Origin of the sequence: Pseudomonas sp. BT-42-2, from assembly GCF_025847435.2 — a bacterium.
GTDB classification, from domain to species: domain Bacteria; phylum Pseudomonadota; class Gammaproteobacteria; order Pseudomonadales; family Pseudomonadaceae; genus Aquipseudomonas; species Aquipseudomonas urmiensis.
The window spans coordinates 98,403-113,323 of the sequence record NZ_JAOYTM010000013.1 but is presented as its reverse complement, the minus strand read 5'-3'; the positions used below and the strand labels follow the sequence as shown (position 1 = coordinate 113,323).

The 14,921-nt window shown below is 61.7% G+C and carries 8 protein-coding genes; 5 read left to right on the top strand and 3 right to left on the bottom strand.

Annotated features, from left to right (window positions below):
* Nucleotides 1-37: 37 nt before the first annotated feature.
* Together metH and OIU19_RS16505 are read left to right on the top strand one after the other, a co-directional pair.
* Nucleotides 38-3,745 carry a methionine synthase gene (gene metH / locus OIU19_RS16510; protein ID WP_264235910.1) on the top strand — a complete coding sequence of 1,236 codons (3,708 nt, stop codon included), beginning with the start codon at nucleotides 38-40 and terminating at the stop codon, nucleotides 3,743-3,745.
* Nucleotides 3,746-3,946: 201 nt separating this feature from the next.
* Entirely contained in the window at nucleotides 3,947-4,165 is a 219-nt protein-coding gene (locus OIU19_RS16505) for a DUF2970 domain-containing protein (RefSeq protein WP_008098865.1), read from the top strand.
* 269 nt (nucleotides 4,166-4,434) lie between these two features.
* On the opposite strand, the gene OIU19_RS16500 is transcribed toward OIU19_RS16505, so the two are convergent.
* Complete coding sequence (locus OIU19_RS16500) at nucleotides 4,435-5,523, bottom strand: ABC transporter substrate-binding protein (RefSeq protein ID WP_264235909.1); 1,089 nt, start codon at nucleotides 5,521-5,523, stop codon at nucleotides 4,435-4,437.
* Between the two features lie 215 nt (nucleotides 5,524-5,738).
* Here OIU19_RS16500 and OIU19_RS16495 point away from each other — a divergent pair, with 215 nt between their 5' ends.
* The 3 genes from OIU19_RS16495 (at nucleotide 5,739) to OIU19_RS16485 (ending at nucleotide 9,602) form a co-directional block, all read left to right on the top strand.
* Nucleotides 5,739-7,391, top strand: coding sequence for a nitrite/sulfite reductase (locus tag OIU19_RS16495; protein WP_264235908.1), 1,653 nt, complete (start codon nucleotides 5,739-5,741; stop codon nucleotides 7,389-7,391).
* Entirely contained in the window at nucleotides 7,375-7,869 is a 495-nt protein-coding gene (locus tag OIU19_RS16490; protein ID WP_264235906.1) for a DUF934 domain-containing protein, read from the top strand. The genes OIU19_RS16495 and OIU19_RS16490 overlap by 17 nt, the downstream gene beginning before the upstream one ends.
* A 161-nt stretch (nucleotides 7,870-8,030) precedes the next feature.
* Nucleotides 8,031-9,602 (top strand): hypothetical protein, encoded by a 1,572-nt coding sequence (locus tag OIU19_RS16485; RefSeq protein WP_264235905.1) that lies wholly within the window; start codon nucleotides 8,031-8,033, stop codon nucleotides 9,600-9,602.
* An 83-nt stretch (nucleotides 9,603-9,685) separates the two neighbouring features.
* Here OIU19_RS16485 and OIU19_RS16480 read toward each other — a convergent pair whose 3' ends face one another.
* Nucleotides 9,686-13,738, bottom strand: coding sequence for a leucine-rich repeat domain-containing protein (locus tag OIU19_RS16480; protein WP_264235903.1), 4,053 nt, complete (start codon nucleotides 13,736-13,738; stop codon nucleotides 9,686-9,688).
* A gap of 209 nt (nucleotides 13,739-13,947) precedes the next feature.
* Nucleotides 13,948-14,910 carry an aliphatic sulfonate ABC transporter substrate-binding protein gene (locus OIU19_RS16475; RefSeq protein ID WP_264235902.1) on the bottom strand — a complete coding sequence of 321 codons (963 nt, stop codon included), beginning with the start codon at nucleotides 14,908-14,910 and terminating at the stop codon, nucleotides 13,948-13,950.
* Between the last annotated feature and the right edge of the window lie 11 nt (nucleotides 14,911-14,921).

The window sequence follows — 14,921 nt, the reverse complement described above, 5'->3', positions numbered from 1 at the left end:
TGCGCACCTTCTGTTATTCGCCCGACCAGGTAGTCCTATGTCCGACCGTAGCGCTCGTCTCCAAGCACTTCAGCAAGCCCTCAAGGAGCGCATACTGATCCTCGACGGAGGCATGGGTACTATGATCCAAAGCTACCGTCTGGAGGAACACGACTATCGTGGCACGCGCTTTGCCGATTGGCCAAGCGACATCAAGGGCAACAACGATCTGTTGCTGCTGACCCAGCCCGATATCATCGCTGCGATCGAGAAGGCCTACCTCGACGCCGGGGCCGATATCCTCGAAACCAACACCTTCAACGCCACGCAGATTTCCCAGGCCGACTACGGCATGGAATCGCTGGCCTACGAGATGAACGTCGAAGGCGCGCGGGTTGCCCGCCGCGTGGCCGATGCCAAGACCTTGGAGACGCCAGACAAGCCACGCTTCGTCGCCGGCGTGCTCGGCCCAACCAGCCGCACCTGCTCGATCTCCCCGGACGTCAACGACCCGGGCTATCGCAACGTCACCTTCGATGAGTTGGTCGCCAACTACATCGAGGCGACCCGCGGCCTGATCGCCGGCGGTGCCGACCTGATCCTGATCGAAACCATCTTCGACACCCTCAATGCCAAGGCGGCGATCTTCGCCGTGCAGCAAGTGTTCGAAGATGACGGCATCGAGTTGCCGATCATGATCTCCGGCACCATCACCGACGCCTCCGGCCGGACCCTGTCCGGGCAGACCACCGAAGCGTTCTGGAACTCGGTGCGTCACGCCAAGCCAATTTCCGTGGGCCTGAACTGCGCCCTCGGCGCCAAGGACCTGCGCCCGTACCTGGAAGAGCTGTCGACCAAGGCCGACACCCATGTATCGGCGCACCCCAACGCCGGCCTGCCGAACGCCTTCGGCGAGTACGACGAAACGCCGGCCGAGATGGCCGCCGTGGTCGAAGAGTTCGCCGCCAGTGGTTTTCTCAACATCATCGGGGGTTGCTGCGGTACCACACCGCCACATATCCAGGCTATCGCCGAAGCGGTGGCCAAGTACAAGCCGCGTGCAATCCCCGAGATCGCCAAGGCCTGCCGCCTATCGGGCCTGGAGCCGTTCACCATCGATCGCCAGTCGCTGTTCGTCAACGTCGGCGAGCGGACCAACATCACCGGTTCAGCCAAGTTCGCCCGCCTGATTCGCGAAGAGAACTACACCGAGGCCCTGGAAGTCGCCCTGCAGCAGGTCGAGGCCGGCGCCCAGGTGATCGACATCAACATGGACGAAGGGATGCTCGACTCCCAGGCAGCCATGGTTCGCTTCCTCAACCTGATCGCCGGTGAGCCAGACATCTCCCGCGTACCGATCATGATCGACTCCTCCAAATGGGAAGTGATCGAAGCGGGCCTCAAGTGCATCCAGGGCAAGGGCATCGTCAACTCGATCTCGATGAAGGAAGGCGTCGAAGCCTTCAAGCATCACGCCCGCCTGTGCAAGCGCTATGGCGCTGCGGTAGTAGTGATGGCCTTCGACGAGGTCGGCCAGGCCGACACCGCGGCGCGCAAGCGTGAGATCTGCAAACGCAGCTACGACATCCTGGTCAATGAAGTCGGCTTCCCCGCCGAAGACATCATCTTCGACCCGAACATCTTCGCCGTCGCCACCGGCATCGAAGAGCACAACAACTATGCCGTGGACTTCATCGAAGCCTGCGCCTACATCCGCGACCACCTGCCCCACGCCCTGACCAGTGGCGGGGTATCCAACGTCTCGTTCTCGTTCCGTGGCAACAACCCGGTGCGTGAGGCGATCCACTCGGTGTTCCTCTACCACGCGATCCAGAATGGCCTGACCATGGGTATCGTCAACGCCGGCCAGCTGGAGATCTACGACGAGATCCCGACCGCACTGCGTGACAAGGTCGAGGACGTGGTACTCAACCGCACCCCGGAAGGCACCGACGCCCTGCTGGCCATTGCCGACGACTACAAAGGCGGCGGCGCGGCCAAGGAAGTGGAAAACGAAGAATGGCGCTCGATGCCTGTCGACAAGCGCCTCGAACATGCGCTGGTCAAAGGCATTACCGCCTACATCGTCGAAGACACCGAAGAGTGCCGCCAGCAAGCGGCGCGGCCGATTGAAGTCATCGAAGGCCCGCTGATGAGCGGCATGAACGTGGTTGGCGACCTGTTTGGCGCGGGCAAGATGTTCCTGCCGCAGGTGGTCAAGTCGGCGCGGGTGATGAAGCAGGCCGTGGCCCACCTGATCCCGTTCATCGAAGCCGAGAAAGGCGACAAACCTGAAGCCAAGGGCAAGATCCTCATGGCCACGGTCAAAGGCGATGTGCACGACATCGGCAAGAACATCGTCGGCGTGGTCCTCGGTTGCAACGGTTATGACATCGTCGATATGGGCGTAATGGTCCCGGCCGAGAAGATCCTGCAGACCGCCCGCGAGCAGAAGTGCGACATCATTGGCCTGTCCGGGCTGATCACCCCCTCGCTGGACGAAATGGTGCATGTTGCCCGCGAAATGCAGCGCCAGGACTTCCATCTGCCACTGATGATCGGCGGCGCTACCACCTCCAAGGCGCACACTGCGGTCAAGATCGAGCCCAAGTACTCCAACGATGCGGTGATCTACGTGACCGACGCCTCGCGCGCGGTCGGCGTGGCCACCCAGTTGCTGTCCAAGGAACTCAAGGCCGGCTTCGTCGAGAAGACTCGCCAGGAGTATGTCGAGGTACGCGAACGCACCGCCAACCGCAGTGCCCGCACCGAGCGCCTGAGCTACGCCCAGTCGATCGCCGCCAAGCCCAAGTACGACTGGGCCACTTATTCGCCGGCGGTGCCTTCCTTCACCGGCGTCAAGGTGCTGGAGAACATCGACCTACGGGTGCTGGCCGAATACATCGACTGGACGCCGTTCTTCATCTCCTGGGACCTGGCCGGCAAGTTCCCGCGCATTCTCACCGACGAGGTAGTCGGCGAAGCGGCCTCGGCGCTGTATAAAGATGCCCGGGAAATGCTCGACAAGCTGATCAACGAAAAGCTGATCAGCGCCCGCGCCGTGTTCGGCTTCTGGCCGGCCAACCAGGTCGCCGATGACGACATCGAAGTGTATGGCGACGACGGCCAGACGCTGGCCACCCTGCACCACTTGCGCCAGCAGACCATCAAGCCCGATGGCAAGCCGAACCTGTCGCTGGCCGACTTCGTCGCGCCCAAGGACAGTGGCGTCACCGACTATGTCGGCGGCTTCATCACCACCGCGGGCATTGGCGCTGAGGAGGTGGCCAAGGCCTATCAGGACAAAGGCGACGACTACAGCTCGATCATGGTCAAGGCCCTGGCCGACCGCTTGGCCGAGGCGTGCGCCGAATGGCTGCATGAGCAGGTGCGTAAAGAGCACTGGGGCTATGCCCGCGACGAGCACCTGGATAACGAGGCGCTGATCAAGGAGCAGTACAGCGGCATCCGCCCTGCCCCGGGGTACCCGGCCTGCCCGGATCATACCGAGAAGGAAACCCTGTTCCGCCTGCTCGACGGCACGGCGATTGGCGAAACGGGACCTAGCGGTGTGTTTCTCACCGAGCACTTCGCCATGTTCCCGGCGGCGGCGGTCAGTGGCTGGTACTTTGCCCATCCGCAGGCGCAGTATTTTGCCGTGGGCAAGGTGGATAAGGACCAGGTCGAGCGCTATAGCGCGCGTAAGGGCCAGGAGGTGAGCGTGACCGAGCGCTGGCTGGCGCCGAACCTCGGGTACGACAGCTGAGATTGATTGGGGCCGCTTTGCGGCCCTTCACGGCGGTTCGGCGCCCCGACAAGCCCGCTCCCACAAAGATAGCGCTGACTATCCGAACGACGCGGTACCTGTGGGAGCGGGCTTGTCCCGCGAAGAGCCGCAAAGCGGCCCCAAAAATCGAAAGGTCTACACTTGTCCCTGATCGTTTCTGAAAGCCTTCAGGAGCCCCTCATGGATGACTCAAGCCAGGGCAAACCGCCCACCTTCTGGCAAATGCTGCACAGCATTCTCGCCGCCGCCTTTGGCGTGCAAAGCGGCAAGAACCGCGCACGTGACTTCACCCACGGCAAGGCCAGCCACTTCATCGCCCTCGGCACGCTGTTCACCCTGGTCTTCATCCTGGTGCTGATCGGCCTGGTGCAACTGGCCCTGCACCTGACTGCCCGCTAAAACGCACTCCGCCCGTGGAAATCCCTTCCACGGGCGGTTCAGGTTGAATCCACGGTCTGAAGTTTTTGCGCTACTGATGGCTGACCCAATACACAGCGGTGACGACCACCAGAACGATCAGGCACAGGATCGCCCAGGCATCGACACTGCTGTCAGGCTTGCGGACCTTGGTTGAGTTTCCCATTGCATTGCCTCTTGTAGTGGTTATGGGAATGCACTTCACCACCAGCAGTTAAGACGAGCAATGCCCTTCCCTCAAGCAGGGTCTTTCAATAGTCGACGGGTGACGTAAGAAAAGGATACTGATAATCGGCCGGCCGCCCTTCAGCGCTGTAGCGCTGGAAATCAACGCCATGATCGTCCTCCTCCAGCAGCTTGAGCCAACGCCGGGCCTTGGCCTGATCGATCGATTGCAGCACGGGCAGGCTGTGCTCGCGCAGGCCATCACGGTTGATCGCCACGCCCCGGGCATCATCATGCAGCATCACCATGGCCCAACCACCCACACTGAAGTGCCCACCCATCAACACCCCCAGGCGCCCATCGATGCGCGCACGCAGGGCTTCAGGCGAGCTGTTGACGGCGCTGAATACGGTATCGACGCCCGGCTTGCGCCCAGCCGCCTCGAACGCCTGCATGACGCCGAATGCCATTTCGTCATTGGCCGACCAGACCAATTGGGTCTGCGGATAGCGCTCGAGAAGCAACTGAGCCTGTTCGTACGCGCGCTGCCGGCTCCAGCCGCCATACACCACCTGACGCAAGCGTACCTGAGGGAAATCAGCCAAAGCGCGGCGCATACCCTGCTCACGCAGCTGCGAGGCGGGAGTGGTCTTGATCCCGGCGAACGCCAGCAGATCCACCGGCCCGTTGGAGCGCGGCAGCAACGCGACCATCTCGCGCAACATCTGGTAGCCAGCCTGCTCGTCGTTACCGGTGAGAGTCCCCAAAACCGGGGCATAGCGCTCGGGCTGGGCCTGGATACTGCTGGCCTGGGTCGCGGTCAGGCCGTTGTTGACCAGAAACAGCTTGACCCCGCTGCCACGTGACAAGCGGATGATCTCCGGCGCCACGTATTGCTCGTTGACCAGCACCAGGTAATCGGGCCGCTGCGGCCCCTTGAGAATCGCCCGCGCCTGGCTCAAGGCAAGGTCCGCACGCCGCTCGCTGTATTGCACGCGCAACTCCATCCCCAGGTCCTGTGCTGCCGCCTGCATGAAGCGCGAGTAGCTGACCCAGAAGTTTTCATTGGAGTGACCCGGATTGAGAAACACCACCGAAGCGGCCTGCGCGCCCGCTGCCAGGGGCAGGCTCAAGCACAGGCCCTGACCGACGGTGCGCAGCAGCGCCTTGAGCATGAGGTATATCCTTGCGGAGCAAACCGCGGATTATACCTATTCGCCCCGGCAGCGCGGACAAATGCCAGTCAGTCTCACTTAGTCCGTTTAGTTCTTTTCATATGCAAAAACATCACTTTAGCGCATAAATACAACCTGATATCGTTCCCCGGCTCCGAACCGGAGTGCGCGGCCGTGCGCGCGATTAGCTGCATGCAGCCTGAGACAGGACTTTTATGTACGTATACGACGAGTACGATCAGCGGATCATCGAGGACCGCGTCAAGCAGTTCCGTGATCAGACCCGCCGCTACCTGGCCGGTGAGCTGAGCGAAGAAGAATTCCGCCCTCTGCGCCTGCAGAACGGCCTCTATATCCAACGTTTCGCGCCCATGCTGCGTGTCGCGGTGCCTTACGGCCAGCTGAACTCGACTCAGGTGCGCATGCTGGCGAAGATCGCTCGCGACTACGACAAGGGTTACGCGCACATCAGCACCCGCCAGAACGTGCAGTACAACTGGCCGGCGCTGGAAGACATCCCCGAGATTCTGGCAGAGCTGGCCACCGTGCAGATGCACGCGATCCAGACCAGCGGCAACTGCCTGCGCAACACCACCACTGACCAGTTCGCAGGCGTCGCCGCCGACGAAATTGTCGACCCGCGCCCATGGTGCGAGATCGTCCGCCAGTGGACCACCTTCCACCCCGAGTTCGCCTACCTGCCGCGCAAGTTCAAGATTGCCGTCAACGGCTCGAAGGAAGACCGCGCCGCCATCGAAGTGCACGACATTGGCCTGGAGCCGGTGCGCAACGAGGCCGGCGAGCTGGGCTTCCGGGTCCTGGTGGGTGGCGGCCTGGGGCGTACCCCGGTAGTCGGTTCGTTCATCAATGAGTTCCTGCCGTGGCAGGACCTGATCAGCTACCTCGACGCGATCCTGCGCGTTTACAACCGTTACGGTCGCCGTGACAACAAGTACAAGGCGCGGATCAAGATCCTGGTCAAGGCACTGACCCCAGAAGTGTTCGCCGAGAAGGTCGAGGCCGAAATGGTCCACCTGCGTGGCGGCAACACCACCCTGACCGAGGCCGAAGTCGAGCGCGTTTCGCGTCACTTCGTCGATCCGGCCTACCAGGCCCTGGACAACGTCGACTACGCCGAGCTCGATCAACAATTCCCAGGCTTTGCCCGCTGGCGTTCGCGCAACACTCGCGCGCACAAACGTCCGGGCTATGTTGCCGTGACCCTGTCGCTCAAGCCGACCGGCGTTGCCCCAGGCGACTTGACCGACAAGCAACTCGACGCCGTTGCCGACTTGGCCGAGCGCTACAGCTTCGGTTTCCTGCGCACCTCGCACGAGCAGAACATCATCCTGGCCGACGTCGAGCAGCGCCAGCTGCATGCGCTTTGGCAGGAACTGCGTGAAAGCGGCTTCGCCACGCCGAACATTGGCCTGCTGACCGACATCATCTGCTGCCCAGGCGGCGATTACTGCTCGCTGGCCAACGCCAAGTCGATCCCGATCGCCGAATCGATCCAGCGCCGTTTCGATGACCTGGACTACCTGTTCGACATCGGCGAGATCGACCTGAACATCTCCGGCTGCATGAACGCCTGCGGCCACCACCACGTTGGCCACATCGGTATTCTCGGCGTGGACAAGAAAGGTGAAGAGTTCTACCAAGTCTCGCTGGGCGGTAACGCTGCGCGTGGCGCGAGCCTGGGCAAGATCCTCGGCCCGTCTTTCGCTCAAGACCAAATGGCTGATGTGATCGAGAAGCTGATCGACGTCTACGTTGAACAACGTACCGAAGAAGAGCGCTTCATCGACACCTACCAACGTATTGGCATCGACCCCTTCAAGGAGCGCGTCTATGCAGCGAATCATTAAGAACAATCAGCTGGTCGACGAAACCTGGCACCTGCTGCCCAAGGAAACCTCGTTCGACGAGCTGACCAACTGCGACGACTACATCGTGCCGCTGCAGTTGTGGCGCGACCACGCGCATGCCCTCAAGGCGCGCGATGGTGGCCTGGGCATCTGGCTGGATAGCGACGAAGAAGCCGAAGAGATCGGTGACGACGTCGAGCACTTCCAGGTCATCGCCCTGAACTTCCCGGCGTTTACCGACGGGCGCAACTACTCCAATGCGCGCCTGCTGCGTGACCGCTACAAGTTCAAAGGTGAGCTGCGTGCCATCGGTGACGTCCTGCGCGACCAGCTGTTCTTCCTGGCTCGCTGCGGTTTCGATGCATTCGCCATTCGCCCCGACAAGGATCCAGTGGATGCCCTTGAAGGCCTGAAGGACTTCTCGGTGACCTACCAGGCCGCCACTGACGAACCGCTGCCGCTGTTCCGTCGACGCTGATCGTTATCGCTTCACCCTCCAGCCCGCCCTTGAGCGGGCTGGTTGGTTTTTGCGCTGCCGTAATCTCCTGGCTGAACACGCAGAGCGCATTAAGTCCTCAGGTTTTCTAGTGGCATGCCGATATCAAGGGCTACAGCCTAAGATCTGCACGGAAGCCGACCATGAATGCGATCACTGCCGCACAGCGCTTCACACCTGTCTACACGCCACCGGTGCGTACGCTGGCGCCCATTAGCACCAACAGCCAGAGCAACACCGCCGCAGCCACACCCAGCACTAGCGTGAGCCTCGGCCAGAGTCAAACCACGCCGGTGCAAACCTACAGCCCCAACGGCTTGGCCAGCACTGGCCAGGTGCGCTACATCTGGGAAAAAGACAGCGGCAACAAGCTCGGCACGGCCATGACCATCGCGGTGCAAGCCTCGTCCAATGGCGGCCGCTTCGCCGGCATTGGCGCAGCACTGCTCGACCAGTTAGCGGCCAATGGTGGGCACAACATCTCGCAATCTGTGCTCACCTTCTCAGGCACTGAACAACCTGATGCCACAGGACTGCGCCTGCAACAGGACAGCCTGCGCGAAAACGCCGCCAACAAGGTGACGTTCAATCTCACTACGGCTTCAGGCGCTACGGTGACGCTGTCGTTGGCCAGCGGCGAACAAGGGCTGGCGGTGAGCGCAGAAGTGCAAGGCGGCCAGTTGAACGCAGACGAACTCAAGGGCCTGGCCGGGCTGGCGGATGGTTTCCAGTCCGCCCTCACCGGCCTGACCCAAGTACCACCGCGGGTACAGATTGGCGACTTGGTAAAGGTCGATCCTGCGCTGTTCACCTCACTACAGCTCAACGCCAGCCTTGATGTAGACGGAGAAAAACAGACCTTCGACCTGCGCCTGGACGAGCAGTCGCGCAGCCTGGCCTTGCAAGGTCCGTCAGGGCGCGTGCAGCTTGACCTCGACGCCTCCAGCACCCGGCTTGGCAGCTCAGCGCAGCGTCAGGCGGCGATCGACAACTACCTGAGCCAGTTCGACGCGGCGCAAAAACGTGGCAAGGGCGACGAGAACCTGATGCGCCAGTTCAAGGACGCTTTCACCCAGCTCAATGCCGCGGACAATGGCAAGAAGGCAGTCAGCGACCGTATCTCGCTGATCGATACCGGCTCGCGCGCCTTGCTCAGTGGCCTGGCGGACTTTTCCGCCTCGATCAGCCAGACACCTGGGCAAAGCAACCCCCTGCACCCTGAGGAATCAGACCGCTTCAGCTATCGCGCTTCGCAGTCGACCAGCCTCAAGGGCAGTGGCTTGAACCGCTCAGTGCAACAAGACCAGCAAGCTGAACTCAAGGCTGCCTATCACAAAGGCCTGAACCCCCTGGTGGACATGCAGCTTGGGATGGACCGCGAATCCCAGAACTACAGCTACCACGAGATCAACGACCAATCGAGCAGCTCCACCCGCCTGGCCTATGACAAAGGCCGGCTGGTAGAGGCCAGTGCTACTCAGCAAGCCAGCCAAAGCGAGCGAGTGCGCACCTACGTCAAAGGTGAACTCACCGAAGATGTGACCACACCGGCCTCGGCACGCCAGTCGCGCAATCTGCTGGGCGTGCTCGATGATGTGATGCGCCGTGAGCGCAACGCTCGCGAGCAGACCGGTGCCTCGATCCTCGATGACGCCTTGCAAAGCTTGCGCAGCCGCTGGCAGCTGCAGTCGGCGCCGTCGGCGATTGCCGGCTAAGCCTGCTGCGAGTCGCGCTCATTCAGGTCTTTTGCCTCAATGAGCGCGGTTTCCCAGGCCTGTCAAAGCCTCGCTTGTTCCCACTAAACACTACGTCCCTGGCGGCTCAAGGTATCGATACGCATCTGTGCAGCCCGCCAGCGCGCCAAAGCCTGCTCGTCCAACGGATTATTGGCCAGATTGACCCGATGCGGATGCTGGTGGACCCATTGCAGCGCCTGCTCACTCAACTCCACGATCAAGTTGCCGGCCATATCTACATGCAGCTGCGGATGGGCCTGCAGGAACGCTAGCGGAAACTCAGTCAAGCGGGTCTCGCGTAGCGCCAAGTGACGCAGGTGGTCCAAATTGCGCAGCGGCGGGATCATGCCTATCGGGTTACGGTTCAGGCTCAAGGTCTGCAAGCGGCTAAATGCCTCAAGCCGCTGCCCGCCTGCGAGATCGATGACGATCTGGTTATTGCCCAGATAAAACTCGGTCATTTGCCGTAACCGTTCCAGACCAAGCGGAACTTCAGTGAGCTGGTTGGAGGCCATGTTGAGAATCCTCAATCGCGTCAGATTGCCAAGCGCAGTTGGCACCGCAGACAAGTTGTTCGCGCCCAGATGCAGATGCAGCAACCCGACTAACTGGCCAAGCGAGTCAGGCAGTTCCGTCAGCTGGTTGTTGGCCAGGTTCAACTGATTCAACCCGGCCATGCGCTCGATACCCTGCGGTACAACCGTAAGCTGATTCCTGCTCAAGTTCAGGTACTGCAGCCCAGTCAAGCGTTCAAGCTGCCCAGTGAGTGCCGTCAGGTGATTACCGCTGAGGTCCAGTTGAGTCAGTGAAACGAGGTTTTCAAGGCCAGGTACGCCGGTCAGTTGATTGTCCTGCAAGTCCAGACGCAGCAACCGCGTAAGGTTTTCCAACCCTGGTAGCTCGCTCAGCTGATTGTCATTGAGGCTCAAGAGAGTCAACTGCGTAAGCTGGCCAAGTCCGCGAACCTGGCTCAGCTGATTGCGCTGCAGGTCCAATCGCGTCAAACGCGTGAACGACGCCAAATCCGCAATCGTGGTCAATTGATTACCGCTCAGGATCAAGCTGGTCAGATTGGTAAAATGAGCCAAAAATGACTGATCGAGTGTCGCCAAACCGATGTTGCTCAAGCTGAGGTTGCGGATATGAGCGAAGTGCACGTTGGCCGGTAACGTGGGCAGCGTGCCGACACGCTCGCCCTCGACTCTCAAGGTACTCGTGCCACCGGGGCCGAAATCGTGAGGTTCCCAGGCCTGAGCAAGCAACCGCCCAACGCGCTGGCGACTGGTGTAGGTTGCACCTGTCGCCTGGACGTACCAGCTCCATAGACTCGATCGCAAACCACGCACCTGGCTGCTCAGTTCGCTAAAGGCGGTCCACATCGTCCTTGCCGGGCGCTGGCCAAGCTGATGGGCCATCCAGGTTACATCCGCCGCGTGCCAATGCGGGAAGAGCTGACGCAAGCCGGCATGGATCGAGCGTCGAGCGGCTTGATCTTCGGTAGTGAGTACCGATCCGGTCAGTATCCTGTCGGGCTGCCCACCGCTCAACGGGTAGCCCAGACGACCATCACCCAAGCGCACCGGCGCGCGCACACTGTCTTTGATCGGCGCCATACCCAGCAACTGAGCGACGCGCTCGCGTCGAGTCGACGCACGAACTGCCAGGGCCTCAGCCAACTGTTGTGCTGAGCGCCCGGCGCCCCCCATGAGCTGCTTCTGCGCCTCATCCAGATGTAGCCACAGCGCGGTGAACAGGCTGTCGCTCGGTGCAGCAGTCGTCGGCAAGGCGCCAGTGGCTGCCAGGGCTTTATAACCCTCCGCAGTCTTGACGATTAGCCGCACTTGCGCGGCCATGGCCGGGCCCGCTTCGGCCAGCAGGGCGCCGGTCGAAGTCAGATCGCGCAACTCGATACGTACTGCCGACGGCCATGGCGCCCAGTCGGCGATCAGGCCCAGTGCCAGACGTTGTCCATCAGCGTTGATCGCCGAGGCCTGATAGAAACCGGCACAGGCGCGGTCCAGTCGATAATCGCGGATCAACCAACGCGCTTCGCTCGCCAGGGCCAGCGGCACGCGCTGGGAGGTAAGCATCTGCTCGACCATCTCGGCACTTGCCTGGCTGACGATCTGCTGCGCTGCACGTGCGCTCAGGCTGGGGAAGTCGCGGCGCAACAATTGCTGGGCAGGCGTCAATGCCTCTTGCAGGGCGGCGAACTGCTGGTCGAATGCAGCGCCGATCAGGCCGGGCTGCTGTTCACGCAGTTGATACACGCGCAATGCGTCGTGCAAGCGCGCCGGGGCTGGTGCATGATCCAGATGCAAGCGGCGCAGGCGATCTTCATCGAAGCCGGTGATGTGCATGATCCGCTCTGCTGTGTGCTCATCCAGCTCGGCCCAGTCGCTGCCTAAGCGACGCAGCAGCAGCGCGGCACCCTGCCACTGCTGGGGGGTTTCCAGCTCATGGCGCCAACCACCTTCGCCATTGTCCTCCAGCAGCGGCATATAGGCATCAGGATTGCTCGGATGCTGGATGCGCAGGCCCTCGCCAGCAGCAGACTCGAGCACTTGATAGGTTGCCGAGGGCGTGCGCAACCGCAACTGACCGGCCATGTCGCTGCGCTCTCCCACCTTCAAGCCGAGATCGCCCAGGGCATAGCCAGGCAGCTCGGCGTCGATCAACTTGAGCGCACCTGTTGCGGTCTGGATCGGGATCAGCGCATCAACGTACGCTGATCGCTCGATCAGCCTGCCAGCGGCTACGCCCACTGCCGCAACCGCAGTGCCAATGGCCAGATTCTCAGCGACCCCCAGCAGGTGATTGAGCGCGCCCTGACGATCGCCCAAGCGCCAATCGGTATACCCCTCATAGACTTCCTTGGCAATTTGCCAAGCAGCAATGCCCAACAATGGCAAGCCAAGTGAAGGTAGGAAAAAACTGGCCAAGCCAAGCACACTCAAGCCGGCGCCGGCATAGGCGTCCGAGCGCCTGTCGCGCTCTGCGCTGACTACCTCGGCACTGGGCGTGGCTAACACCCGCGCGTCGTCGAGCAAGGTGTCGATGCGCACTTTACGTAGATGGGCGAACAGTGGCGTGCCGATGCTGAAGTAGCGCCCGTCAAGTTCGATCGCAGCCGCTGTGCCAGCGCTCAACAGACGCGCCAGGGCACTGCTGAACGCGACACGATCACGTTCACTGATAAAGCGCTGGAAAAACGCCCGGTAGCCTGGGCTTTGTAACCGCCGGCCCAGACCTGAAAACAACTCATCCCAGGTTTCGTAGCGGCTCAGCGCGCCCTGCGGATCATCTGGAATCCACACCACTACTCCCTCCAACGGCGCAGAGGCCAAACCACCGCGACGCACTTCGAACGCCACCGCCCCGCGTACTTGCATACCCAGCACCCGCAGATCAAAAGGCAGCAGCCGCGAAGCATCGGAGGCCACCACCGACGCCTTGGCCACGACCGGAAGGAATTGGAAATAAGTGCGCTGATCAATATCGCCGCGCAGCGCCGCAAGGCGTACAGCCGCGTCAAGGTTTGTCCGAGCGCCCTCTTCCAGCAACGCTTCGATTTTCTTTCCGGCAGCGCCGGTCGCCGGTAGGACTGAGCGCAAGTGCTGCTGGTACTGCGCACCAATGTCCAGGCTCCGGCACAACGTCATGAACGACTGCACCGACGGCGCCAGGGCGCCTTGAGCGTCGACCAGTACGGCAGTTTCAAGCCCACCCGATGGCGCCCTCTCGGCCGCAGCGAAGTTATGCAGCGCAGCTGCCAGCAGGCTGATTTCGCGGGTTTCCTTCACGGTCCTGCCCAGCGCGCCGGGGGCAACTGGGGCAATGATGACGCTGCTGGTGCGACGCAGCTTGGCCTGACGCACATCGATGGTGAGCTTAAATTCCGCTTGCATACCATTGGCGAGCACGCGTTCAGCGAATGTATCGAGCGGCGTAATCTTGGCAAACAGCGCCGCCAGCTGGTGCTGACTGCGCTGTTGCTGGTTCAGGCTGCTGCGCAGCCGGCCAATGTGTTCTGCCGATGAGCCGGTCAGCCAAGCGGGTAACTGGCTGGCAATCAGTGCATCAACGCAATCCTGGCGAAACAATCCTGCTGTCATGGGGCAATCCTGTCCTTGATGGGAAGGCCCTAAGCAGACCATCCCACAAGCCAGCATCGGCATTACTTAAAGCAATGGTGCTTTGCAAAGTTCGCTCAGGCTCACGGCGCGTCGAGCGCCTCGAGGGCCTTGCCATGGACTGCCCGTAGGTACCCTCTAACGTCAGGGCAACGGCACTAGCTATGTCTGCACTACCCCGTTTCAGGCACTCATTTCCCCACTCGCGGCTCGAACAGGCTCACCGCACGCGCATCTACCGCCTTGGGCAGCAGGCCTTCACGCAAGAAAGCATCGGCAATGCGCTGTTGCTCAACCAGGTTATCCGCCTGTACCGGCTGCACCTCATAGCTGCGCCGGGCATTGGCCTGCTGCACCGTAGCGCTGTCCAGGTTGCCCCACAGCGGGCCAAGTACACGTGCTGCGGCCGCGGGGTTGGCCTTGGTCCAGGCGCCGATGTCACGCAGCGCGCTGTAGACTTGCTCCAGCACTTGAGGATGCGCCTTGGCATAGTCACTGCCAGCCAGGTAGTAGCGCTGATAGCTGGCAAGCCCTGTGCCGTCGGCGAGGATTCGCGCATTTTGCTGGCGCTGGGCGCTGGCGACATACGGGTCCCAGGTGACCCAGGCATCGACCTTGCCGTTCTCGAATGCGGCGCGGCCATCGGCGGGGATCAGGTAGGCCGGATTGATATCTTTGAAGGTCAAGCCTGCCTTGGCCAGAGCCTGGATCAGCAGGTAGTGGCTGCCTGCCGCCTTGGTCACGGCCACGCGCTTGCCCTTGAGGTCGGCGAGGGTCTTGAGCGGAGAATCAGCAGGCACCAGGATCGCCTGGGCACTGGGTGAAGGCGTTTCTCGAGCGAAGTAAGTCAAGCGCGCGCCCGCGGCCTGGGTGAACACGGGGACCGTGTCGGCGACGTCTGCCGACAGGTCAACATTGCCCAGGTTCAGCGCTTCAAGTAGCGGCAGGCCGCTGGGGAATTCATGCCAACTAACCCGAATACCCTCGGCCTGTAAACGCTGCTCGAGGGTGCCACGGGCTTTGAGCAGGGTGAGCAAGGTCGAGGATTTCTGATAACCGATGCGCAGGGTCTGTTCGGCGTTGGCGATACCCGGCAGCAAGCCGCCGAGCACTAGCCCAACGGCCAGATGGCGCAAGTGTTTGAATGCAAGCATGAGCTGTTCTC